The sequence below is a fragment of the Haladaptatus halobius genome (genome assembly GCF_020618475.1).
Taxonomy (GTDB): domain Archaea; phylum Halobacteriota; class Halobacteria; order Halobacteriales; family Haladaptataceae; genus Haladaptatus; species Haladaptatus halobius.
In genome coordinates this window covers 156,643-180,968 of record NZ_CP085337.1, presented here as the reverse complement: position 1 = coordinate 180,968, position 24,326 = coordinate 156,643, and the positions used below count along the sequence as shown (strand labels likewise).

Here is a 24,326-nt window from a genome sequence, read left to right as displayed (position 1 = left end):
TTGTTGCGCGTCTCACCGCATCAACTATCCCAACTGTGAACTACCTTATCGTCACAATTACTCTCGGTTTCGCTATCGGCAATACGTACGGGGTTCCGGACTGGGCTTGTCCAGGTGTCGAAACTCACAAATTCTGACTCGAGACTGGAATCGTTCTCATGGGTGCAAGCGTGGTGTTCTATTGTGTGGTCGCTGCCGGGCCGACGATACTCCTCCTTGTCATAATCACCGTCGTATCAACTATTATTATTGCCGAATTTCTTTCATATTTTGTCTTCTCGATTCACGAAGAGACGGGGTCGCTGCTCGCCATAGGTTCGGGAATCTGTGGGGTTTCGGCCGTCGTCGCCACCTCCGAGAGTATCCACGCTGATGATACACGCATCGCGTACGCTGCAGCTGCCAGCAAGAACGACGCCAAGAGGTGGAAAATTGTCATCTGGAGATCGTATGAACCAGCCGACGCAGAATATATCCTCCGAACTACGCGGCACGTTAGATTTCGAATTGAATATAACATGATACGGTTTATGAAACCGTGGATTCTGTCATCAAACACATAAAACCTCTAAACGGAGGATTTACACTGGAAGTGGTAGCTAGTCTGCTTCTGTTAAGTCAATGGGTAGTGGAATAGGTCGGGTCGGTGCTGTCGGGAACGGAGATTTTGTCGTCTGCGCCAGCGAGACCCTACTGCGGACGTTTTATGGAACTACTCAGGGGTAACCACGCTCACCGTAAACAGCAAGATTGGCACGGTTATTGCCGTCGCTCAGCAATAATCTCGACGAGGCGCTCAGGTTCTTCTACCGCAAGCGTGAGGACAGCATCGTGAATTTCACGCTTTTCTTCGTCTCGGATGCCTTGCCGCCGCAGTTCTGGGACAACTGAAATCCCAACTGCATCTTCAAATTCGTCCCAGGTGTCTCCCCGAGCGTATAATGGACGTTGACGTACCTCCGAATATTCGAACGGTGGGCCAGATATGCCCGTGGTTGACTTGGTTTGGGACGATTCCGGTGACGGTATTGTCTCACTTGGCGATGTTTCCTCTGATTGTGTCGAATTAGCTGCCGGTTTCGAGGAGGGTTCATGTGCGGCCTCGGATGTCCCCTGCCCTGCATCGTCGTTTTCGACGTCGCTCAAATCGTCGAATGGATTCGCGTCAGTCATCACTCAACACCACCGTTTGCGACGATCGACGCCAGTTCCTCGAAGTTCTCGAGCTGGCTATTTTCAGGATCATAGTCCAGCAGTGGTTGGTGTTCTTTCAGCGATTTTGACAGTGCTGCACTGTATCGGATACCGGGTTTCGGTGGTTGCAGCTCTCCGTTGTCGATTGCATTGAACTGTTCTGCCGTGATTCGTGCAAAATTCGGGATTTTTCCTTCTGTCGTGCCTGCCGTGTTCAGATTTTCGAGAAGTTCGCGGTCTTCGGTTTGTTGGTCGATCCGCTCGCGAAGTTTGTTTGGGATGAGTGCGAGCACGTCGATATCGATGTATTCTTGTGAGGGCGTGATGAGCCGCTCCATCGTTCGTTTATAGCCACCAATAGAGCTGGAACCAGGCTCAAGGGGGATCAGGACGTTGCCAGACGCAACCAACGCGTTGTTGTTGAGCATTCCAGGGTAGGCTGGGCAGTCAAACACGATGTAATCGTATCGATCCCCAAGGAGCGGGTCGACGATTTTTGTTTTCACCCGTGCAGACCCCTGAAGCGCACCTGCAAGGTCTTTTTCGACATCTTCGAGCGTGTTCGATGATGGAAGGAGGTTGAACTCGAATTCGGTCTCTTGAATCAAATCAGCAGCCGTCGCGTCTCCCTGGTCAAGAATGACATCACCAAGGTTCTTATCGCCTCTGTAAACGTCACCGAATCCAAGGCCGTTGGTTGCGTGACCGTTTGGATCAAGGTCTGCAAACAAGACTCGGCCACGTTCGGTGAGTTGTCGTGCAAGATTCACCGAAATTGTTGATTTGCCGACGCCGCCTTTCAAAATTACCACGCTCACGGCACGTGGAGTGTCTACGTTTGTTACCATTGTTTGACCTGACCGCCGCAGCGCCTGTTTTGCAATAGGTGCCTCGTTTGCAACAGCCACCTATTGTGTCGTATTCGCTCATCTCGGCGGTTGAGATAACCGTCTCGTTAATTAGGCATAAATGTGCCGCAAGTAGATGGTTGAGCTACAATAGGTGGCTTAGCTACCTTAGCTACTGCACTTGAGCCACCTATTGCAGCCAGCAGAGGTAAAAGTGAAGAATCTAAGAGCTAGTATGAAAGCCACCTACTGGAGCAGAAATATATAGCCGAGAAAGAATAGTAGAATAGGTGCAATAGCTAAGGTAGGTAAGCTACCTATTGTAGCTATCGTATTCGGACTGTGTCAATTCGAAAAGACCACTCGATATCAATCAGCTGCTGAGACATTGAGAGTGGGTTTCTAGTAAGAATGGGTGGCTGAACTGCAATAGCTACTTCAACCAGACTAACTACAATAGCCATTCCACAATGCGTGTAGAGTCTGCTCGTACACACTTCATGAATTTGAAATAACACGTGACGGCGATGTTGCGACTCTAGTAATATTTTTACTATTGCCAAGTTGTTGGTAACTGCCAGATGCACGAGGTGCTTGACGACAAAGCTGCACAAGTTCAGCCCTATCGATGCTCGATTGTGAGCGTCAATCTTCAAACCACCATCTGTAAGCACGCCGAGTCTTGGTCCCGTACGCTCTTCTATCGGCTGAACATGTCAAGTGCCTCGTGACGTGACCCCGAGGCAGTTTATGAGGTGCTCTGGGGGTGAAATATCGCTGAGTTACATGTGCGTGACAGCCATCTGCTTTTCCGTACTCGTCTGATGGGTACTCGCTCTCATACTCTCAGACAACAGATGTATAGAACAAACCATCAATATTATTAATGGACATTCTCGCGGGACCCTTCACGTTTACAGTAGAGGAGGGAGGTGAGATATCCAAGACGGGTAGGACAGGCGGTAGGCGCCCTGATTGCTGTGTTTCTCTTTTCCGCTATATTTTCAGTCTGGAACGGGTAGCAACACCGGTTGGAACGCGCTCTACCCCGCGAAATTCGGTCATCCACGGTGTTCTAATCGGAGTCACGATCCATTGGGACAGTTAAGAACCACGAGAGAAGTCAGTGGTGATAGGTCGTGATTTGACCCGCGTTGATTGCGATTTCGGGTATCTCAAGACCGAACTGCCGCCAGAGAGCCAAAACGGTCGATTCGTATCATTCGTTCTTGGAACCCACCATCCGGCTGGCGGTTGCATCGCAGTTATCCGATCCCCGTCTCCTTTTAGCAGCGTCATGGTGATACCAGTAATATGGCTGTCCGCTGGCAGGCGGTCGACCCTAACTCGGTCGGAGGGTTGATAACGCGCCCGACTTCTACGCTATGTATGGGTAATGTTAGCTATGACTTCAGCGACGAGACGGTCGTCGTGACGGGAGGTAGTTCCGGGATCGGTCGCGCCGTTGCCCTCAGATTCGGCAAAGCGGGTGCAGCGGTGGTAAACGCCGACGTCAGGAAGAAACCCAAGGACGTCGGCGAGGAGACGTCGACCCACGAGGTGATTCGAGAGCGAGGCGGCGAGGCCACATTCGTGGAGACGGATGTTTCTGACGCGTCGGCGATCGAGACCGCCGTTGACGCCGCCCGCGAGTTCGGCGGCGTCAACGTGATGGTGAACAACGCGGGGTGGTTCACGCGGAGACCGATGCTAGACGTCGATGAGGAGACGTTCAACCGCATCCACGGTGTCAACACGAACGGCGTCTTCTTCGGCTGTAAATCCGCGGCTCAGGACATGATACGGCGAGGAACCGAGGGTTGTATCGTGAACACGGCATCCATCAGTTCGACCCATGCACAGGCCGAACAGATTCCGTACGATTCAACGAAGGGCGCCATCAAGATGGTGACGCGAGGGGCCGCGCTGGAACTGGCGGATCACGGCATCCGCGTGAACGCCGTGGCGCCCGGGCACATCGCGACCGAGTTCGGATCCGGCGCCGAGCAGAAAGAGGAGTCCGTCGCCGCGGACGAGTTGGCAAAACCGATACCGCTCGACCGGCCGGGATATCCCGACGATATCGCCGGTGCCGTGCTGTACCTCGCCTGCGACGATGCGGACTATGTGACGGGGGAGTTGCTGTACGTCGACGGTGGCTGGCAAACGTTCTGACCACCCACACTGATTTATCGCAACGTCACAAACAACACGACGATGCAAGCCCTCGTACTCGACGGCACGTGGAGCCCATCTGACAGCTACGACGTCTCGGAGCGAGAGCGCCGAACCGGCACGGCGATGGACGGATCGTCGGTCTGGAAACACCCCGAAATGCACGTCGAAGAGCGCAGTCGGCCGGAACCGGCTGCCGACGAAGTGCTCGTCCGCGTCCGTTATGTCGGCATTTGTGGGAGCGACCTGTCGATGACCGCCACGGACGAGGACGGTTATATGCACTACTCGGCGTACGTGAACCTCCCGAACGTCGTCGGCCACGAGTTCTCCGGCGAAGTGGTCGAAACTGGCGCCGACGCCCACTTGTTCGAAGCGGGCGACCTGGTTACCGGCGAGGTGACCGACTACTGCTGTCGGTGTCGAATGTGCCGGCAGGGGTTTCACGGTCACTGTGAGAACTTCGAACAAGTGGGTTTCACGATTTCGGGTGCGATGGCCGAGTACGTCGCAGTTCCAGAGAAGATACTGTGGGACGTCTCCTCGCTCTCGTGCGCGTACGACACGAGGGACGAAGTCCTGCGCGCGGCGGCGACGGTCGAACCCAGCACCATTTGTTACTACGGTATGTACGGTCGCGCCGAGGGCGTCGTTCCTGGCGATTACTACGTCTTTCACGGCGCCGGCCCTATCGGGCTAACCGGAATGAATGTCGCCCGTGCTGCGGGCGCCGGGATGGTCGTGGCGTTCGAACCGTCCGACGAACGCCGGACTATCGCCCGTGACCTCGGCTTCGAGCACATGTACGATCCCCTCGACTGCGACCCCGTCGAAGCCGTCCGAGACGCGACCGGCGGTGACGGCGCGGACGTCCACGTCGAGACGTCGGGCGCCGTCACGGCGACGTACCCCGTCATCGAGGACACCCTCGCTGAGCGAGCGAACGTCGTTCACATCAGTAACGCAGGGTCGGATCCGTCGGTCGCCCTGCGCAAGTATCAGGGTAACGCGGCCCAGATATACGGTTCGGAAGGTCACACCGGTCAGCAGGTGTTCCCTCGAGTCGTCCGTCTGATGGCGGCAGGTCAGCTCGACAACCTCTCACTGATTACGTCGACATTCGACCTTTCCGATGCGGAAGCGGCGTTCGACCGGGCGCGAGAGCGCGTCGATGGGAAGGTTCTGATTGAGGTCTGAGCCGTCGGTCGGTCTGGATGTCGTCTGCGGACCGTTTCCCGCCGGCGCGCCGGTACCGCGACGATGCCAACGTTCGCGGACGGCGAGATACGCATCGGGAGCCCCCTGTACGTTTCGGCGGTTCCACTCCGAGCTGACGGGAATATAGTTAACAGTCGTCGTAGTGAAAACGTGAAGAATGAGCCAAGACCGAAGAGTGCCTGCCGTCGCCCTGACGGCCGCCAGTCAGTTCGATTGCTCCGTCGAGCGCGAGGCGTTCGCTGAGATGGATGCGGAGTTGCGTCCCGTGGACGTCGCGACCCGCGACGACCTCGCCGCACTCTCGGGCGTCGACGCCGTCGTCGACCGCCTATTCGTCGCGCCGTACACCGAGGACGTGCTGGAATCGCTCGCCGACGGTGGCTGTCGCGTGATCGTGCGCTGTGGAATCGGCGTCGACGGGTTCGACCTGAAAGCCGCCGACCGGGCCGGCGTCCACGTCGCCAACGTCCCCTCCTACTGCGAGTACGAGGTGTCCGAGCACGCGTTCGCACTGGTGCTCGCCCTCCAGCGTGATACGTTCGACTACCACGACGCGATGCGTTCGGGTGAGTGGAACCGCCGTCTTAGCACCGATATCAACCGACTTCGCGGGCAGACGCTCGGTCTTGTCGGCTTCGGCACTATTGCCCGCCTCATCGCCGAGAAGGCGCTGGCCTTCGGCATGGACGTCGTCGCGTCAGATCCCTACGTCGACGCCGACGAGATGGCAAAGGCCAGCGTCGAGAAGCGTCCGCTCGACGGGATTTTCGCCGTTGCGGACATCGTCTCGGTTCATACTCCGCTAACCGACGAGACGGAAGGGCTGCTCGACGCCGAGGCGTTCGCGTCGATGAAGCCGACGGCGTACGTCGTGAACGTCGCACGCGGGGGTCTGTTCGTCGAGGAGGACTTGCTTGCGGCGCTCGAATCAGGGGAGATCGCGGGTGGGGGATTGGACGTGTTCGCCGAGGAACCGGCCGATCACGACGGTCCTGCGACGTTCGACAACCCGCTCCGCAAGCGAGACGACGTGCTATCGACACCGCACGTCGCGTGGTACTCCGTCGAGGCCGACGAACGGCGGAGGAAAACGGCGGCGGCGGCGGACGTACAACGGGTACTACGCGTTGATCAGCCGGAGAACGCGGTGAACGAGCCGCGGTAGGGCGAGTACGCCCGATTCACATCGAACTACCAATCCACAAATTCCTCGTCTTCGAGCCGCTTCTCCCGGTCGATGGCGTCGATTCGTGCGATATCTTCGTCGTCGAGTTCGAGGTCGGTCGCCGCGAAATTATCGCGGACGTGCGCCTCGCTGCTCGCTTTCGGGATAGGGACGACGTCCTTCGTCGAAAGCCACGCGAGACTCACCTGTGCGGGAGAGACGTCGTGTTTCTCGGCGATGTCGCACAGTTGGGGAAGATTGAACACCTCGCCCTGAGCCAGCGGCGAGTACGCGACGAGCGTCAGGTCGTGTTCGTCAGCGTAAGCGACCAGTTCCTCCTGCTGGAGGAGTGGGTGCATTTCCACCTGGAGGGCGAACACCGGGTCGTCTGAGAGGGCGCGCGTCTCGTCGAGCATCGGCGGCGTGAAGTTCGAGACGCCGAGGTGACGCACCCAACCGTCACGGACGAGTTCATTCAACGTTGGGAGGTGCGCTTCGGCCTCGTAGCTGTACGGCCAGTGGACGTACAGTAGGTCGATCGTCTCGATGCCGAGGTTCTCGCGGCTCTCGACGACGCTCTCGCGGATATATTCGGGCGAGAGGTTCGGTTCCGTGAAGTGGCCGACTTTCGTGGCCACGAACACCTCCTCGCGCGGTACGTCCGACCGGGCAAGCGCTTCGCCGACGACCGCCTCGTTTTCGTACATCCGAGCCGTGTCCACGTGGCGGTAGCCGACGTCAAGCGCCGTGCGAACCGCCGTAACGCCGGACTCTCCGTGTAGGTCGTACGTACCAAAGCCGGGACTCGAAATCGGTGTGTGCGTCATGGCGGAATGATCGAATCGAGGGGTCAAAGAGGCTCGGGATTTCAGTGGTACAGGTCTTACTCGAAGGCGGCATCGAGTAAGCCCCAGCTGAATCTACGTCTCCTCCAGGTCGGCGAGATCCCACTCGCCGGTGATGATAGCGCCGGAGTCGGGGTTGTCCGGTTCGACGACGGCCTCGACGATGGCCGGCCCGTCGTATCCGATGGCCTCCTCCAGCGTCTCTGGGAGGTTCTCTGGTTTAATCACGCGCTCCGCGTAGCCGACGTTGAACGCGTCCGCGAACGTCATGTAGTCGACGTCCGTCTCCTCGTCGAACGGAGTGTCGAGTACCCGATCCCAGCCGTACTTGTCCACCTGCAGGTTCCGGATGGACTTCCAGCCGTGGTTGTTGAGGATAAGGTAGGTTACGTCCACGTCGTGTTGGACGGCGCATGCTACCTCCTGGTTGTTCATGAGGAACGAACCGTCCCCCTCGATGTCGACGACCGGTCGGTCGGGTTGTGCTAGTTTCGCACCGATGGCCGCCGAGACGCCGAATCCCATCGTCGAGAAGCCGCCGCAGGAGATGTTGCTGCGCGGCTCGTAGACGGGGAACTCGGGATTCGTCGTCTCTTGGGGCTGGCCGGCGCTGGAGACGACGATGCCCTCGCGCGGGAGCACCTCGCGCAGGCCCGCAACCACGCGCGAGATGCTCATCGGCACGTCGTCGGTGTGACGCTCCTCGACCATCTCCTGCCACTCCGCCCAGAGTGCTCTAATCTCGGCGTAGTACTCGTTATCCTCGGGCGAGACGGGGTCGATGCGGTCTTCGACAGCCTCGTACAGCTGGCGCGTAGTCACCTTCGCGTCGCCCTGGATTCCTACCTCGACGGGGTAGTTCTTCCCGATTTCCTCGGGGTCTATGTCGACGTGAATCAGCTTCGACGGCGGAATCTCGAAGCTCACCCCCGGTTCGAACGAGGAGGTGTGAAGGTCGGAGAACCGACAGCCGACCGCCAGCACCACGTCGGCGTTGCTCGCGAGTTCGTTGCCCGCGGTGGAACCGATCCAGCCCGCGTAGCCGACGAACAGGTCGTGATCCTCGGGGATGATGCCCTTCGCCTGAAACGTCGGTATGACGGGTGCCTGCAGATGCTCGGCGAGCGCCTGCACCTCGTCCCACGCCTCCGCGAGCATCGTGCCTCCTCCGGGAACGAGCACCGGTCGGTCGGCCTCGGCGAGCAACTCCGCGGCTTCCGCGACCTTTTCGGGGTCACCGCCGGGGCGACTGTGCGACCGCCACGACGCGGGGTCGGGAATCTCGACGTCGGCCGCCGCACCTTGGACGTCCATCGGTACGTCGACGTGGACGGGTCCGGGGCGACCTTCCATCGCTATCTGGAACGCCCGGCGGAGAATCCGCGGCAGGAGCTCGACGTCGTCGACGACGAACGACCGCTTCGTCACCGGTTCCATCACGCTCGGGAAGTCCCCGGGCTTCTGGCGGTCTATCTCCTGTAAGATGCCCTGCCCGTACTCGTGAGTCTGGGGTGCGCCCGTGAAGATGACCATCGGAATGGAGTCGACGTACGCCGTGGCCGCGCCCGTGACCGTGTTCGTCGCGCCCGGACCGATGGACGTGAACACGGCAAGCGGCTTCCCGCAAGCGCGTGCGTATCCGTCTGCGAGGTGGGCCGCGCCCTGTTCGTGCCGGGGTTGGATCACTTCTACATCGGAGTCGTTGAACGCATCGAGTAGGTTCGTACTTCCGTGGCCGGGAATTCCGACTAGATACTCGACGCCTTCGCTCTCGAGGTATCTGGCGATGATCTCGCCACCGTTGAGTCTCGGCATATCTCGTTACGAGCATTGTCACGCTGTGGCATAAACATTCGGCATCGGTCGGTGGCACCGACGGTCGATGCTGCTGACGTGCGAGCGCGTGCCGGTCGACCTATCTGAAGAGTGGGCACCCGACGCGGACGTCCCGCGAATACGGTCGTCGTGCCGTTCGGCCCTCACAGCGACGGCAGGACTTCGTCACCCATCACCTCGAAGAATCGTTCCGGGTCGGGACTGGTGTTGCCCAGCGCCACCCGGTCGAACCCCATCTCGGACCACTCTTCGATCTTCGCGGCGATGTCCTCCGGGGAGTCCGCGATCAGGAACTTCGACTCGACCTGCTCGCGCGTCGCCTTCTCGCCCTCGCGTTCGATGTCGCGGGGGTTGGCCATCGCCCGGTCGAAGACGTTCTGGGTGGTCGCCCACCACGGTCGAGTCGCCTCGTAGGCGTCCTCGTAGTTGTCGGCGTAGGAGGCGATGACGAGCAGCGTGGTCTCGATGGCGTCGGGATCGTTGCCCTCTTCCTCCGCATATCGGCGCACCGCCGGGTAGAGTCGGTCGGTGAACTCCTCGTCCTTGATGACGGTGATGAACCCGTCGGCGTACCGGGCGGCGAGCCGAGCCGTGCTGGGACCGTTCGCGGCGACGTGAATCTCGGGGCGCGCCTCGGGTTTCGTGTAGAGGCGCGCGTCGGTCAGTTGGTAGCGGTCACCGTCGTAGTCGACGAAATCGTCCTCGTCCCAGAGTTCCGTGATTATCTCCAGCGACTCCTCCAATCTGTCGCGGCGTTCGGGATACTCCGGCCAATCGAACCCGAGGGGGGTTTCGTTCATCGCTTCGCCCGTGCTGAGGCCGAGTATCACTCGTTCGTTGTTCATCTCCTGTAACGTGGCGAACGCTTGTGCGATGACGCCCGGGTGGTAGTGGCCCGTCGCTGGCGTCACGCACGTGCCGAGCGGAACGTCCACTCGCTCGCCGGCGGCGCCCATCCACGACCACGCGAATCCGGCCTCGGCGTCCGTGTGAAACCACGGGTGGAAGTGATCTGACGTCCACACGAGGTCGAAGCTCGCGTCGGCGGCCAGTTCGGCATAGTCCAGTAGTTCGCTGGGGCTGTACTGCTCTTGGTGGGCCATGTAGTCAACGCTCACCATCGGTACGAACACAGTCTCGGGGCAGCCTCATACATATTTCCCTGCCACGGATACAAGCCCAACTGATTACGCCGTGACAGTAACTGGAACCTCGCAACTGAACGGCGACTACTGGGGCGTCCGCTCCGTCTCGGGTGACCCCTGCATTCGCTGGACGCGGTCGGCGTCGCCGATGCGGTCGCCTGTCTGAACATCGAACCCGTGGACGAGTTCGTCCTGTAACGTCAACCAGATGTCGTCCTTACGCTCGAAGTCCATCGTGTTCGGCACCTTCACCGTCAGTTCGACGTGGTCGCCGTCCTCGTCACCGACGACCACGTCGAGAATCTGTTCGTCACCGAGTGGTTCGGTCACTTGGACGGTGCCCTCGATGGCGTTCTCGGTGCGCGACGTGTGGGCCACGAAGTACGACGGTCGCACGCCGAGTTCGAACCGGTCGTGCCCACGATAGCGCTGAGCGACGTGGTCAGTTAGTTTGACATTGAACCCTTCAATGCTTGACGCCTCGCGGATACGGCCGTCGTCGTCGATGGTGGCGGTGACGAAGTTCATGCTGGGTGACCCGATGAAACCGGCGACGAAGCGATTCGCCGGTTCGTGGTACACCTCGTCGGGCGAACCGACCTGCTGGACGTTGGCGTTGTTCATGACGATGAGTTTGTCGCCCAACGTCATCGCCTCCTCCTGGTCGTGCGTGACGTACAGGGTTGTGATGCCGAGATCCTTCTGGAGCACCTTGATTCGACTGCGCATACTGATCTTAAGCTTCGCGTCGAGGCTCGCCAGCGGCTCGTCCATCAGGAACACCGCCGGTCGCCGAATGATAGCCCGTCCGAGCGCGACGCGCTGTCGCTGGCCGCCGGAGAGGTGTCCAATTTCTCGGTCGAGTAGCTCTTCGATTTCGAGCATCTTGGCTGTCTCTTCGACCCGCTCGTGGCGCGTCTGCTTGTCCTCTCCGGCCACCTTCAGTGGGTACCCGATGTTCTCACGCACATTCATGTGCGGGTAAAGCGCGAACTGCTGGAACACCATTGCGATGTTTCGATTCTTGGGGTGAACGTCGGTCACGTCGTAGTCGTCGAGCGTGATCGTTCCGGACGTTGGTTCGGTTAGCCCTGCTAGACATCGCAGAGTCGTCGTTTTGCCGCATCCGGACGGCCCTAGCAGAACTGCGAACTCGCCGTCCTCGACGGTGATGTCGACGTCTTCGACGGCGATGGTGTCACCATACTGTTTTACGATGGAGTCGTAATCTACGCGAGCCATTTGTAACACTCAGGTGTGGTTGTCGCAAACACCGTCACGCAGCTACTTATATCTACAGGACTGGTACCAATTCTCGTGACGAACGCCGATGAGCAACCGGGTTACGCCACCTCCTCCAGTCCAAGGCGCTCGTACTGCTCGTCCGGCGCTCGGAGTTCGTCCAGCGCATCCACGAGCAGGTTGCGCATCTCGTCGTGCACTTCGGGGAGGTCTGCAGCGATGTCGGTGGTTTGATCGGGGTCGTCGCTCACGTCGAATAGTAACGGTTTCTCGTGTCGTTTAACGGAGGGCGCCTCGTACCGCCATACGGGCGCGTCGGTGTACGGGAGGTAGCGTCCGGCCTTCGCGTCCTCCTTCGGCGTCTTCGGCGTAAACCACCCGTACGCGTTCATCATAGTCGTCGAGTACACCGCGGACGGATTCTCCGGTCGACACGACCGCAGGTAGGTTCGTTCGCCGTCGGTGACGTTGACCGACGACCCCCAGTAGCCGTAGAGCGCCCAATCCCTGACGTGATCCGTTTTATCGAGGACGAGAGGAAGCAAACTGCGACTGTGGTTCCGGTTCGGGTCGTCGACCCCGAACGCGTCGAGAACGGTCGCGTGGAGGTCGACCGCCGACGTAAGCGCCGACGTCCGACCGCCCGTTCGCGGGGAATCGGGGTGCCACACCATCAACGGCGTGTGGACGAGCGTGTCGTACATGGGCGACCGACCCGGCTTGCCGACCCACCCGTGTTCCCCGAGGAAGAATCCGTGATCCGAGGTGACGACTACCATCGTCTCGTCCCACAGTTCTTGGTCGTCCAGCGTGTTGAGTACCTTTCCGAACCATCGGTCGACCATCGTCACCTTCCCTGCGAACTGCGACCGGACGAACGCGAGTTCGTCGTCGCTCAACTCGCTTTGTCCGGCGTCGGTGCGGCCGTAGAACGGCCAGACCGTGTGTGAGGGGTCGCGAGGATCTTGATCCGTATACATCGACGCGTATGGTTCGGGGTTGTGGAACGGTTCGTGGACGTCGAAGCTGTCGACGTAGCAGAACCACTCGTCCCACGCGACATTGTCCTCCAGCCACGACTCGACGCGTGAGAACACGCGTGGAGCGAAGAAGTCCTCTTCTTCCTCGAATTCTGCGGCGTTCCTGGCGTACTGCGCGCGATTCTGAAACCGTAGGTCGGTCGACGAGTTCCCCGCGGACAGTTCGTTGATGGCGACGTCGTCCGCCTCTTTCGGTGTCCCGTCGAGCACCTGGGAGAGGAGCCACCCCTCCGGCTCCGGGGGGTGGGTTCGCCACGCATCCACCTCGTGACCGCGGACGTAGTCGAAGCCATTGTAGTCCTCGTAGTACCCGTCGCTCCCGTGCTGGAAGTAGTGAAAGTGATCCGTGATCAACTGACTGAGCACCCCGTTCTCCCGCGCTGCCAGCGGCAGCGTCGTGTCGAAGGGTTCGATGGGACCCCACGGACGCCAGAGGAACTCCTGAACACCGGTCATCCACTCGCGCCGCGCCGGCATACAGGGAAGACTGCCCGCGTAGTGGGTGTCGAACACCAGCGACCGTTCGGCGAACCGATCTAAGTTCGGCGTCGCCACGTCCAGATCCATCGACCGATCGTACGTCGAGAGGACATCCCGTCGCAGGCTGTCGATGGAGACGAACAGAACGTTCATCGGATCACCGAGTCGCCTCCGCAAGGCGGCGCAGCGTCTGCTCGTGGTTCCCCCGAACGAGGATTCCGTCGACTACGAGGAACGACGAGCTGAAGCAGTCGCCGCACCGCTGGAGACATCGCTCTTCTATCGTCTCGAACTCGCAGTCGCTGAGTCGCTCCCGGGTTTCTGTCGATACGTTGGACAGACAGTACTCTACCGTGTCCACCATGTCGTGTGACCACACACGACAAAAGGATAAAAATACCGGAGGGGTGCGCCGTTCCGCTACCGGGACGAGGTCACTTCTCGACCCCGCCCATGCTAAACCCGCGGACGAGTTGGTCGCGCGCGACGAACGCGAACACGAGCACCGGCAGTAGCGCGATAGTGCCTGCGACGCTCATGTTCACCCACTGAACCGAGTACTTCGTGATGAACGACGCGAGTCCGACCGGGACGGTCATCGCAGTGGTGCTCTGGGCGAGGATGATGGCGAACAGCAACTCGTTCCAGGTGACGATCATCGTGAAGATGGCCGCCGCGATGAGGCCGGGTTTCACCAATGGGAGCGCTATCTTGAAGAACGCGCCGACGTGCGTGTGCCCATCGATCATCGCCGACTCTATGAGGCTGTCGGGTACTTCCTCGAAGAACCCCTTCATCATCCACACGGAGAAGGGGATGTTGAACATCACGTACACGAGGATGAGCCCGCGTAGCGTGTTCACCAACTGGAAATCTCGGAAGATGACGAATAGAGGAATAATGGTGACGATGGGCGGCATGAACCTCGTCGACAGGATGTAGAACGGCAGGTGGAAGTCGAGGTTGTACGGGAAGTCGAATCTCGTGAATCCGTACGCCGCACACGCGCCGACGAACGTTGCTACGACCGTCGTGACGACGGTGATGATGACGCTGTTCATGATGAATGTCACGAACTCCGGCCGCTGAGCGAACAGCGCGGCGTAGTTGGAGAGCTGCATCTCCCACGGAACCCAGTGAGGTGGGAACGACAGTAGCGTCTGTCTCGTCTTCAGCGACGCGGTCACCAGCCAGTACACCGGGAACAGCGACCAGACGAGGAACACGCCGATGCTGATGTAGACGAACGCGGTTGCTAGACCGGTCTCCCGGACGCGCTCGTAAATTTGCTCCGTTCGGGACTGTTCCTCGTACGGTTGTGTGGTGTGTGTTTCAGTTGCCATGATTCAGAACTCCACCTTCGCGACTTTGACGAACGTCATCGCCAGTATCAGTACGAACAAGAGGAGCGTCAGCGCCATCGCCGAGGCCTCGCCGTAGTTGCTGAACCGGAATGCGACGCGGTACAATTCCATGCTGACCACGTTCGTCGAGCTAGCAGGGCCGCCGCGCGTTAGGATGTACACCTTCGCGAACACGCGTAGGGCGTCCACCAACCGAATGATGAGCACCAATACGATGAGCGACTTCAGATATGGAAGCGTGATATCCACGAAGCGCTGTCGGCGCGAAGCGCCGTCCATGACCGACGCCTCCTTGACATGGTCGGGGATTGACTGTAGACCCGCGAACATCACAAGCACGACGAGTGGCGTCCATTGCCAGACGTCGGCGATGATGACGGAGTATAGCGCGATGTTCGGCTCTGAAATCCAGCCAACGTTGTGCCCGATTACCGGTTGTGCCATGAAGTCAAGCAATCCGTTTGGCGCGTACAGCAAGCGCCACATGAGCCCGATCACCGTCGGCGAGAGAATCATCGGAATCAGGATGAGCGTCTGCCAGAGCCCGCGAAGTTTGATCTTCTTGTTGAGCAGGAGCGCAATACCGAATCCCAGAAGAAATTCGACGATGACAGCTGTGGTGACAAACTTTGCCGTCACCCACAGCGAGTGGTGGAACGCCTGGTTGCTCAATAGGTCGGTGAAATTCCCGATTCCGACATAGTTCCGTCCCAGTCCCGCCGGGAGGTAGTTGTACATCGACATCTCGACGGCACGCAGTAGCGGGTAGAACGTGAGCGCGAACAGAATGATGACCGCTGGAAGCGTCAACAGCCACTTGAGGTGGTCGTCGACCCAGAGCAAGACGCGCTCCCTGGTATCATCGGTGCCGGTTACGTACTTGGGGCTTTCCCCGTGCGTTACGTCTTCGGTAGTCTCAGTTCCCATTGTGGGTTTTGTGTATCGCTCTGATGTTCGTCGGTCAATTCAACCCTCGTAGTAGCCGGACTCCTTGAGCAGTTTCTCCACCTCGTTGTTAACGTTAGTAAGCGCCTTCTTCGGCGTGATGCTCCCGGTCAACGCACTGTTAAGATATTTCCCCTGCGTGATTTCAATCTCAGTCCATAGCGGTGTGCGCGGGCGCCACACCGCATTCTGAAGGCTCTTGTACAGTGCGTCGAACCACGGCTGAGCGTCCATGTTGTTCTTGAATGTATCGTGACGGAACGGGACACCGCCCAGTTTAACGTACTTGTCCTGTGCCTTCTTCGAGATGAATGAATTGATGACCTTGCCCGCTGCCTTCTTCTTCTCGTCGCTGACGTACCGGTTGATGCCGGCGATCCAGTTACCCTGCTGTGGTGCGCGGCGGGTTCCCTCGGGTATCATCGTGAACTCCAGGTCCTTCGCTTCTTTCGCCTTCTTTGGGTCTAGCAGGAGCGACGAGGCCGCCGGCCACGCCGGTGATTGGGCGGCGGAGCCGTTGCCGACGCTGGTTAGAACCTGATCGGAGTCGAACGCGGTGACGCCATCGGGGCTGATGGATTTCAAGTCGTTGACGTAAAAGTTCAACGCGTCGACGCCCTTCTGCTTGTCCCACTTGTACTTCCAGTTCTTATTGAACATGTCTCCTGCTTTCGACATGCCGAGGCTGAAGAAGTTAGAGTTGATGGGATTTCCACGCTTGCCGCGGATGATGTACCCGTCAGCACCGTCGACCTGTTGCGAGATTTTCTTCCCTGCGGCGAGGACGTCGTCCCACGTCTTGGGCGGCGTTTTCGCACCGACCTGTTCGTAATACTTCTTGTTGTAGACGAACAATTGCGTGTTTCCGACGACGACCTGTCCGCGAATCGTCTGATCCATTCCCTGAGCGGACGGAACCTTCGGCCCCTTAGGTGCGGGCCACGTTCCGATGTCGATACAGGTCTTGATGATTTGATCCTTCGGAAGGGATTGAGGCATCCACTTTTCAATCGGTTCACAGTGACTTGCGAACTGCGGGAACCACGGGTCGTCCATGAAGAGGATGTCGTATGCTTTGCCTTTCGTGCCCAGAACGCTATTGGTCTTTTCGAAGAGGTTTGCATACGGGAACTTGGATATGTTCACAGTGACGCCGGTGTCCTCCTCGACGTAGTCCTTCACGAGGCGCTGGAACAGGTCACCTTCGCCCGACACGGCGGCAACTTTGATACTCTTCGCGGGTTTGACGTTCTTCGGGTTGCTGCCACCACCACCACCACCAAAGCCGGTACAACCGGCGAGGGAAGCGGCTCCGCCTGCGGCGCCCGCGAGGAAGCGTCTCCGGGAGCGACCGCCATCACCGCCGCTCCCGACTGAGTCGGTACGCTGCTCCGAATGCTCGGTCTTGCCACCAGTTGGCATAGTCGGATGGTATTTCTACGGAATAATAAATTATGGGGTCAATCTCATGAGCCGCACACTGTCTGCCTCGAAACCACGCCTTGTTTCAGAACCTATTTCATCCCGGATGACGCTCACTCGAACTATGGGAGTCGGTTACACGACGATCATGTACGACGCGGAATCGCTCGAAACCGGCGTCAGCGATGTTGCTGCCTGCCAATACGACGGGGTGGAGATCGGCCTGGAGAAGGTCAGACACGTCGGCGAAAATCGGCTTGCATCGTGGCTCGATGAGTACGACCTCGATCTGTACCTCGTGATGAGCGAGTGGCTGGAAACCGAGGACGCCGTCGAACGAGTTGCCGATGATGCGCAGATGGTATCGGATCTCGGTGCTGAGTTCCTCGGCATGTTGCCGCCCCAACGCGGCCGGCAGGACGACGAAACGGTTGAGCAGTGGTTCGAGATCATCGCGGACGCCGCTGCGGACGCGGGCGTGATGCCGCTTATCCACCACCACGGCGCGACCCACGTCGAGCGGCCGAACGAAATCGAGGCGTGGTTAGACCGCACCCCGGACAACGTACAACTGGTGTGGGACACCGCCCACCAGTATCCGTACGGCGAGCACTACCCCGACGGCGACGTCACCGACGGCGTCGAACGATTCGCCGACGATATTGCGTATGTCCACCTCAAAGATGTGGCACCGCCCGCGGGGTTCACCGAACACCGAGAAGCGCTCTCTAGCGGAACCTTCCACCTCGACAACGTCATCAACTACTTCCGTTCGTTCACCGATCTCGGACGGGGCATCCTCGACTTCGAAGGAGTGTACGATGCCCTCGAAGCCGCGGGGTACGACGGCCACTACACCATCGAGATAGAGAACCGAACTGAGAAGCCGCTGGTGCACGCGAAAGAGAACATCGACTTCTGGCGGGACATCACGGGCAGAGCGTGACGGGGTCGCGCCAACCCTAGTCGAACCGGTCAACCGCGGCGCGACCGGCGCGTCGAACGACCGGTTCGACGCGCTCAGCGGTCAAACTCGACCGCCGTCTTGAGCTGTTCGTCGTCGTCCGCAAGCGACTTCGCCGTATCGTCCGGCCTGTAGACACCGGTAACTAGATCATCGAATACCCACTCCGGGAGCGACCCAAGCGTCTCTGCCGCGGCCTCGAAGTGACTTGCTCGCGAGTTCACGTTACCAACCAGCGCCTTATTATGCACGACCATGTCGCGGTGAAACCTTCCCCCGTCCATCGAGAACGACTTCGAACTGGGTATCCCTTGTAACGCGCCGACGCCGTTGGGCGCGAGCGACGCGACCGTTTCGAGAGCGTGTGGGGCGTGTCCCGTCGCCTCGTAGATGAAGTCCATTGGTTCGTGGACGTCGGCCACTTGGGGGACGGTCGTCTCGCGCGCATCGACGTACGTAGCGCCGACGCGTTCTATGAACGCGATGGATGGATTCGGTCGATCCCGCCTACCTAGACAGTAAGTTCGATCGAACTCCTCGCCGAACGCGAGGCGAATGAGGCCGAGCAACCCAAGGCTGCCGTTGCCCAACACGAGTGCCGACTCGGGGTGCCACGTAAATGCCGATCGACTGGCAAACGCGACATCGAGGGCCTTCTCGCAGATACTCATTGGTTCGACGAGAAAACCGTACTCTACTTGCTCATCCGGGATCGGTACGAGAGTTTCAACGGGACTGGTAAAGTACTCCGCCATAAAGCCGTGCGCGCCGACGATACCTCGCTCGACGTACTCACCGTCAACCGCCATGTCGGGTTCACCTCGCTCGAAATGTGCGCTCTTTTCGGTCGGTCTGCGAACCGTGGGGACAACGACCTGGCCAACATCGAGATCGGTGTTGTTTGGATCCTCCACGACGCCAACTGCCTCATGACCGAGGACGAGGTAGTTCTCGCCCGTTGGTGGGTCGCCAATTTCACCACGTACGATGCGCCGGTCACTTCCATCGATACCGACCCTGAGGGTTCGAACGAGTGCTTCGCCCGATGCCGGGTCGGGAACCGGTCGGTCGATAACGCGAACCGTTCCTTCGTCTGGGAAGAGTGCCACTGCTTGCATTGTTCGAATAAACAAACCTTGGTCGACGGATATAACACTACCTCTCAACAGACAGGTAGAAATGAGGATGAGCGTTAGTCGGTCTTCTCGTGCGTCTCGACCGCATCCCAGTCGAGTTCGATGCCGAGACCGGGGCCGTCAGGCACCTCGATGTGGCCGTCCACGATGAGGTCGTCGCCCTTCACGAGATCCTCCCACCACGGTACTTCCCGTGCGTGGTACTCCAAAGCGACGAAGTTCGGCACCGTTGCACCGATATGGGCGGTGGCGACGGTTGCGACCGGACTGCCGATATTGTGGGGAACGATCGCCTGGTAGTACGTCTCGGCCATATCGGCGATTTTTTTGGTTTCGGCGATACCGCCGACCTTGGGCACGTCGGGCGCGAGGAAGTCGACGGCTTGTTCCTCGATGAGGTCACGAAAGCCGTGGCGACCGTAACGGTTCTCGCCGGTCAACAGCGTCGCGTCGACTCGCCGCTTCAGTTCGCGCATCGCGTCGGTGTTCTCCGGCGGGAGTGGATCCTCGACCCACGCCAAATCGCACGGTTCGATGGCACGACAGAGTCGCTCGGCCGTCTCGGGATTGAAGTTCCAGTGGAGATCGACGGCGACCTCCGCGTCGTCGCCTACCTCATCGGTGACCGCCTCGACGATCCGTCGCTTGTGCTCGATTTCGGGCGAGTCGAAGTGGCGTGACTTGCGGTTCAGATCCCGCCCCGACGGGACGTCGAGGTCGAATTTCACCGCATCGAAGCCGTCGTCGACGGCCATGCGAGCCGCCTCCGCGTACGCCGCCGGTTCGTACGTCGACTCCTCCTGTCCCTCCTCGGCGGAGGAGACCATCGCTTCGCCGGCGTGGCAGTCGGCGTACACCCGTACCGAGTCGCGCATCTTCCCGCCCAGCAATTGCCATATCGGCTGGTCGAGTAGTTTGCCGGTGAGATCCCAGAGGGCGATTTCGACGCCACTGATGGCGATCGTACCGACACCCCACTGTGACCCGCGCCCGGAGAGGCTCTCGCGCATCAGGTAATAGAGTCTCTCGACGTCGGTCGGCGTTTCACCGACGAGGACGGGGCGTAGGTAGTCGGTGACGATTTCGTGGACGCCCGGCGACGGATACGCTTCGCCGACGCCGACGGTACCATCTGCGGCTTCGATGGTGACGATGGTCCACGGAAAGTTTCCGTCGATTACGACCGTGTCGATGTCTGCGATTTCGGGAGTCGAGCTATCGCGGGCGGGTGTCTCGTCGAAGTCCGCCCACATCGTTACTGCGAGGTTGGATGCGAAGTCTTCGTACATGTACGATCTTTCTTGGCGTGGGGTCTTGAGTGTCAGGGGTCAGTAGGAGCCCAACGTGAGGGCGTCTTCGTAGGTTCGGAACAGGTCGGCGATGAGGTGGACGTCGTCGCGCGCTTCCGCGAACGGCGTGCGCACTTCGGCTTCGCCTCGCACGCAGCGGACGAAGTGTTTCACCTCGCGCTTGAACGCCTCGTCGTACGAGGTAACGTGCTTTCGCTCCTTCAGCTCCTCGATACCTTGCTTAACAGTCAGCTCCGTGGGAGTGTTCTTGATAAACGGGTTGGAGAACTCGAGGTTCACCATCCGGTCGGGCGCATCGACGCGAATGAACTGCTCGAACCACTTGCGCTCCGAGAGGCCAGAGTCGAGGACGCAGCGAACCCCGCCCTCGTAGACGAGGTGAGCGGTGGCATAGCGGCCGTCCGCGAACACGTCGACGTGTTCGATTCGCTCGACGTCACCTAACAGACCTCGCAGTGCGTTCACGTCGTGACAAACATGTTCGAGGTGCCAGTCGAAGTCGTCGGCGAGCACGTCGTCGTCCGTGGCGATCGCCGTAAGGGCGTCCGCATGACGCTTGGCTGCGCTCTCTTCGATGAACTCTTCGGGGAGGGTACCGCCGACGATGTCGTACACTTCGTCGAGGATGCGGACGTGGTCGGGGTCGACATCGTACGCCGTCACGAGGTCGATGGCTTCGATCTCTGCAAGTTCCTCCTGCGCTCGTTCGTACGAAGGGTCGTACCGCTTCATGTACGCAACCATCGACGTCGCATCCGATGCCTCGGCGGCCTCGACCATCCGATCCGCGTCCGTCGGGGAGACAGCAAGCGGTTTTTCGACGAGCGTGTGAATCTCCGCGCCGAGCGTCAACTCGACGATGTCCGCATGGGTGTGCGGCGGCGTTAACACGATGATGGCGTCCAACTCCGCGCCGACACTGTCGAGGAGTTCTTCGACGGATGCGAACCCGTGTTCGACGTTGTACCGGTCGGCGAGTATCTCGACACGATCCTCGGCAGGGTCACTCAGCGCGTAGAGTTCTATCCCGGGGAGTTCTGTCACATACGGGATGTGCATCACCTGGGCGATGGTGCCACATCCCACGATGGCGAATCGCATCACAAAAACCAACTTTAGCATGGACTGTTATAGTTTCCGGTGCTCACAGTTGTTAGATGGAGACGGTCATCACAGCAACGGACACCGTCGAACGCCACTGACGCGGTGGTCTGATATTTCCGGATAGCGCCCGACCCTCAAATTTTTATAGCGGTGCGCCTTTACCACGAACGTTCGTACAATGAGCGCAGAACCGACTGCGACCAGCGATGTGGAGAGACGATGTTCGACCACCTCTGATAGGGCAACGGAATTAACTCTCTGCCGTACCTTTGCTTCCCCACTGTAATAAACATGTCAAGTTATTTTAAACGCTCACTCGAAGAACGAACTGACCCGACCGGAACCTGGCTCTCCATCGGCCACCCTGCCGTGGCCGAAGTATGCGCATCACTCGACCTCGAGTTCGTCCTCATCGATACGGAACATACGTCGATGCACTTGGAGACGGTCGAAAACATGGTGCGTGCGGTCGACGCGACTGACGGTAGAACCGAAACAGTAGTTCGAGTGCCGTGGAACGACCCCGTGCGGTTGAAACGCGTCCTCGACCTTGGCGTCCAAGGCGTTATGGTACCGATGATAGAGACGGCCGAGGAAGCGCGAACGTTGGTCAATTCAACGCGATACCCACCGCAAGGCAGTCGCGGTATCGCCGGGGGCCGAGCCGCGAACTACGGACTGAACTTCGAGGAGTACGTCAAAAGTGCGAACGGCTCCGTCCTCACTATCGTCCAAATAGAGACGAAACGAGGGCTCGAGAACGTCGAAAATATCGCGTCTGTCGACGGCGTTGACGCCCTGTTCGTCGGCCCTGCCGACCTCTCGGGATCACTTGGCGTCTTCGCGGAGTGGGAGTCTGAGCAACTCTCCTCCGCCATCAACCAGGTGATTTCAGCTGGCCAAACCACCGACACGCCCGTCGGGACGCTCGTCGTCGACCCCACCGATGTAGAAATGCGAGTCGGGCAAGGGTTCGACTACCTCATCGTCGGCAAGGACACCGCATCCCTAGCATCCGCCACACGCGACGCGATAGCGTTGTACGACGAGGCGTTGACTGGGTCCGTCGACCAGCCCGTCGGAAACGAGTGAGTTCGACCGAATTCCGACCGGAGACGACCGTGACGAGCAGTGACACCCCGGCGTTCGGCGACTCCGAACGACTCCGCGACGATGTTTAGCTGTACCAGCGTTCTATCTGGATCGTCTTGTCGGTATAGAAGTTCACGGCGTCCTCGCCCTGCGCGTGGAGGTCGCCGAAGAACGACTCTTTACGCCCGCCGAAGTGGAAAAAGCCCATGGGCGCACAGACACCGACGTTGACGCCGATGTTGCCCGCGTCGACCTCGTAACGGTATTTGCGAGCCTCAGAGCCGTGCTCGGTGTAGATAGAGGAGGCGTTGCCGTACCGCGTCGAATTGACCATCTCGATGGCCTCGTCTAAGTCGGTGACCTTCGCAAGACAGAGAACCGGACCGAATATCTCGTTCTGCGCGATGTCCATGTCGCTCGTCACTCCTTCGAGGAGCGTGGGGCCGACGAAGATACCGTCGAGCTCCGGATGCTCGTAGTCCCGGCCATCGACGACCACCTCTGCGCCCTCGTCGACCGCTTCGTCGATGACGTCTAGGATACGCTCACGGGAGTCCGGCGTGATGACCGGCCCGACATCGGTCATCTCATCGAGTCCACTGCCGACCGCGAGATCCTCGGTGGCCTCGACGAGTTCCGCTTTTAGGTTGTCGTAGACTCCCTCGACGCCGATGATCACGTCGTTCGCAAGACAACGCTGTCCGGCGTTGCCGTACACCGAGCCGACAATGTTGGGGATGATGCTTTCCAATTCTGCGCTCTCGGTCACGACAGCGTAGTTCTTCGCCCCGCCCTGAGCCTGTACGCGTTTACCGTGCTGGGAGGCCGTCTCGTAGACGTACTTGGCGACGTGCGAACTACCGACGAACGAGATGCCCTCGACGTCCGGATGCTCGAGGAGCGCGTTGACGGTCTCGGCAGAGCCGTTGACGAGATTGACGACACCGTCGGGGAAGTCGACGGCGTCGATGGCTTCGTAGATGATTTGCGAACTCAGCGGAACCTTCTCGCTGGGTTTGAGGATGAAGGTGTTGCCAGTGGCGACGGCGTACGGAAGGAACCAAAGCGGTATCATCGCCGGGAAGTTAAACGGAGTGATCGCGCCGAACACTCCCAACGGCTGTCGGACTGCGTACTCGTCCATGTCCCGCGCAACGTCTTCTACGAGGCCGGATTGCTCGCGGAGCATGTTCGGGATGCCCGCCGCCACCTCGACGTTCTCGATGCCGCGTCTGATTTCACCGCGTGCCTCGGCGAGCGTCTTGCCGTGTTCACGAGTAAGCGCTTGCGCGATGTCTTCCTGCCTGCCCTCCAGTTCGTACTTCAGGTCGAAGAGGTATTGGACACGGTCGACGGGTGGGGTTCGACGCCAGTTATCGAACGCTTCGACGGCGGTCTGGACGGCCAGATCGACGTCCTCGGCCGTCGAGAACGGTACCTGCCCAAGTTCGTCGTTCGTGGCCGGATTAACGACGGAATGCGATTCGTCTCCCCTGGACTCGATCCACTCGCCGCCGACGTAGTTCCTGATCGCATCGGGGAGAGAGCCAGCGTCTATTGACTGCTCCTGTTTGCTAGCCATATACGTAGTATCTCTGCGCAGGCGGACAAAGGTGTTACGCTCGAACTACGATCCGGCGTCGAACTGCGGTCGTTCGGCGATTACGAACGCGGAAGGATGTTCGTCTTGATACTCTGCCGGAATACTTGCCCTTCGCCGTCCGACGCTACCCCCTTTTATTCGTCCGGTGGACGTGATCAGTCAGGCCAGACTAACATACTCGTTCGGCGATTGCAAACA

General features: G+C 59.5%; 21 protein-coding genes. 6 read left to right on the top strand and 15 right to left on the bottom strand.

Annotation, left to right across the window (positions count from 1 at the left end; all coding sequences use genetic code 11):
- The first annotated feature begins 158 nt into the window (after positions 1-158).
- Positions 159-563 carry a putative sulfate exporter family transporter gene (locus tag LIW51_RS24755; RefSeq protein ID WP_227378804.1) on the top strand — a complete coding sequence of 135 codons (405 nt, stop codon included), beginning with the start codon at positions 159-161 and terminating at the stop codon, positions 561-563.
- A gap of 196 nt (positions 564-759) precedes the next feature.
- Here LIW51_RS24755 and LIW51_RS24750 read toward each other — a convergent pair whose 3' ends face one another.
- Both LIW51_RS24750 and LIW51_RS24745 read right to left on the bottom strand, forming a co-directional pair.
- Positions 760-1,173 carry a DUF7970 domain-containing protein gene (locus LIW51_RS24750; protein ID WP_227378803.1) on the bottom strand — a complete coding sequence of 138 codons (414 nt, stop codon included), beginning with the start codon at positions 1,171-1,173 and terminating at the stop codon, positions 760-762.
- Positions 1,173-2,042, bottom strand: coding sequence for a ParA family protein (locus tag LIW51_RS24745; RefSeq protein ID WP_227378994.1), 870 nt, complete (start codon positions 2,040-2,042; stop codon positions 1,173-1,175). Before LIW51_RS24745 ends, LIW51_RS24750 begins: the two co-directional genes overlap by 1 nt.
- A 1,389-nt stretch (positions 2,043-3,431) precedes the next feature.
- Between LIW51_RS24745 and LIW51_RS24740 the strand changes: the two genes are divergently transcribed.
- The 3 genes from LIW51_RS24740 (at position 3,432) to LIW51_RS24730 (ending at position 6,600) form a co-directional block, all read left to right on the top strand.
- Complete coding sequence (locus LIW51_RS24740; protein ID WP_227378802.1) at positions 3,432-4,217, top strand: SDR family NAD(P)-dependent oxidoreductase; 786 nt, start codon at positions 3,432-3,434, stop codon at positions 4,215-4,217.
- 42 nt (positions 4,218-4,259) lie between these two features.
- A complete protein-coding gene (iolM, locus tag LIW51_RS24735; RefSeq protein WP_227378801.1) occupies positions 4,260-5,414 on the top strand; it encodes a scyllo-inosose 3-dehydrogenase in 1,155 nt (384 codons plus the stop codon).
- A gap of 178 nt (positions 5,415-5,592) precedes the next feature.
- Positions 5,593-6,600 (top strand): C-terminal binding protein, encoded by a 1,008-nt coding sequence (locus tag LIW51_RS24730; protein WP_227378800.1) that lies wholly within the window; start codon positions 5,593-5,595, stop codon positions 6,598-6,600.
- A gap of 26 nt (positions 6,601-6,626) precedes the next feature.
- Here the strand turns inward: LIW51_RS24730 and LIW51_RS24725 are convergent, their stop codons facing one another.
- From LIW51_RS24725 to LIW51_RS24685, 9 genes are all read right to left on the bottom strand, one after another.
- On the bottom strand, positions 6,627-7,427 hold the full coding sequence (locus LIW51_RS24725; RefSeq protein WP_227378799.1) for an aldo/keto reductase: 801 nt from the start codon (positions 7,425-7,427) through the stop codon (positions 6,627-6,629).
- 93 nt (positions 7,428-7,520) lie between these two features.
- Positions 7,521-9,260, bottom strand: coding sequence for a thiamine pyrophosphate-binding protein (locus LIW51_RS24720; protein ID WP_227378798.1), 1,740 nt, complete (start codon positions 9,258-9,260; stop codon positions 7,521-7,523).
- A 164-nt stretch (positions 9,261-9,424) separates the two neighbouring features.
- Positions 9,425-10,402 carry a TIGR03557 family F420-dependent LLM class oxidoreductase gene (locus LIW51_RS24715; RefSeq protein ID WP_227378797.1) on the bottom strand — a complete coding sequence of 326 codons (978 nt, stop codon included), beginning with the start codon at positions 10,400-10,402 and terminating at the stop codon, positions 9,425-9,427.
- A 108-nt stretch (positions 10,403-10,510) separates the two neighbouring features.
- Positions 10,511-11,668, bottom strand: a complete 1,158-nt coding sequence (locus LIW51_RS24710) for an ABC transporter ATP-binding protein (RefSeq protein ID WP_227378796.1) — start codon at positions 11,666-11,668, stop codon at positions 10,511-10,513.
- Positions 11,669-11,769: 101 nt separating this feature from the next.
- Positions 11,770-13,341, bottom strand: coding sequence for a sulfatase family protein (locus LIW51_RS24705; protein WP_227378795.1), 1,572 nt, complete (start codon positions 13,339-13,341; stop codon positions 11,770-11,772).
- A 4-nt stretch (positions 13,342-13,345) separates the two neighbouring features.
- On the bottom strand, positions 13,346-13,552 hold the full coding sequence (locus LIW51_RS24700) for a DUF1450 domain-containing protein (RefSeq protein ID WP_227378794.1): 207 nt from the start codon (positions 13,550-13,552) through the stop codon (positions 13,346-13,348).
- A 70-nt stretch (positions 13,553-13,622) separates the two neighbouring features.
- Positions 13,623-14,531 (bottom strand): carbohydrate ABC transporter permease, encoded by a 909-nt coding sequence (locus LIW51_RS24695; RefSeq protein WP_227378793.1) that lies wholly within the window; start codon positions 14,529-14,531, stop codon positions 13,623-13,625.
- Positions 14,532-14,534: 3 nt separating this feature from the next.
- Positions 14,535-15,479 (bottom strand): carbohydrate ABC transporter permease, encoded by a 945-nt coding sequence (locus tag LIW51_RS24690; protein ID WP_227378792.1) that lies wholly within the window; start codon positions 15,477-15,479, stop codon positions 14,535-14,537.
- A gap of 39 nt (positions 15,480-15,518) precedes the next feature.
- Complete coding sequence (locus LIW51_RS24685; RefSeq protein WP_227378791.1) at positions 15,519-16,919, bottom strand: extracellular solute-binding protein; 1,401 nt, start codon at positions 16,917-16,919, stop codon at positions 15,519-15,521.
- 124 nt (positions 16,920-17,043) lie between these two features.
- Between LIW51_RS24685 and LIW51_RS24680 the strand changes: the two genes are divergently transcribed.
- Positions 17,044-17,865 carry a sugar phosphate isomerase/epimerase family protein gene (locus tag LIW51_RS24680; protein ID WP_227378790.1) on the top strand — a complete coding sequence of 274 codons (822 nt, stop codon included), beginning with the start codon at positions 17,044-17,046 and terminating at the stop codon, positions 17,863-17,865.
- A gap of 74 nt (positions 17,866-17,939) precedes the next feature.
- On the opposite strand, the gene LIW51_RS24675 is transcribed toward LIW51_RS24680, so the two are convergent.
- The 3 genes from LIW51_RS24675 to LIW51_RS24665 form a co-directional block, all read right to left on the bottom strand.
- Positions 17,940-19,001, bottom strand: a complete 1,062-nt coding sequence (locus LIW51_RS24675; RefSeq protein WP_227378789.1) for a glucose 1-dehydrogenase — start codon at positions 18,999-19,001, stop codon at positions 17,940-17,942.
- Between the two features lie 74 nt (positions 19,002-19,075).
- Positions 19,076-20,308 (bottom strand): mandelate racemase/muconate lactonizing enzyme family protein, encoded by a 1,233-nt coding sequence (locus LIW51_RS24670; RefSeq protein ID WP_227378788.1) that lies wholly within the window; start codon positions 20,306-20,308, stop codon positions 19,076-19,078.
- Positions 20,309-20,347: 39 nt separating this feature from the next.
- Positions 20,348-21,430 carry a Gfo/Idh/MocA family protein gene (locus LIW51_RS24665; RefSeq protein ID WP_227378787.1) on the bottom strand — a complete coding sequence of 361 codons (1,083 nt, stop codon included), beginning with the start codon at positions 21,428-21,430 and terminating at the stop codon, positions 20,348-20,350.
- A gap of 294 nt (positions 21,431-21,724) precedes the next feature.
- Here LIW51_RS24665 and LIW51_RS24660 point away from each other — a divergent pair, with 294 nt between their 5' ends.
- Positions 21,725-22,525 carry an HpcH/HpaI aldolase family protein gene (locus LIW51_RS24660; RefSeq protein WP_227378786.1) on the top strand — a complete coding sequence of 267 codons (801 nt, stop codon included), beginning with the start codon at positions 21,725-21,727 and terminating at the stop codon, positions 22,523-22,525.
- 85 nt (positions 22,526-22,610) lie between these two features.
- On the opposite strand, the gene LIW51_RS24655 is transcribed toward LIW51_RS24660, so the two are convergent.
- Positions 22,611-24,107, bottom strand: coding sequence for a CoA-acylating methylmalonate-semialdehyde dehydrogenase (locus LIW51_RS24655; protein WP_227378785.1), 1,497 nt, complete (start codon positions 24,105-24,107; stop codon positions 22,611-22,613).
- Positions 24,108-24,326 lie beyond the last annotated feature (219 nt).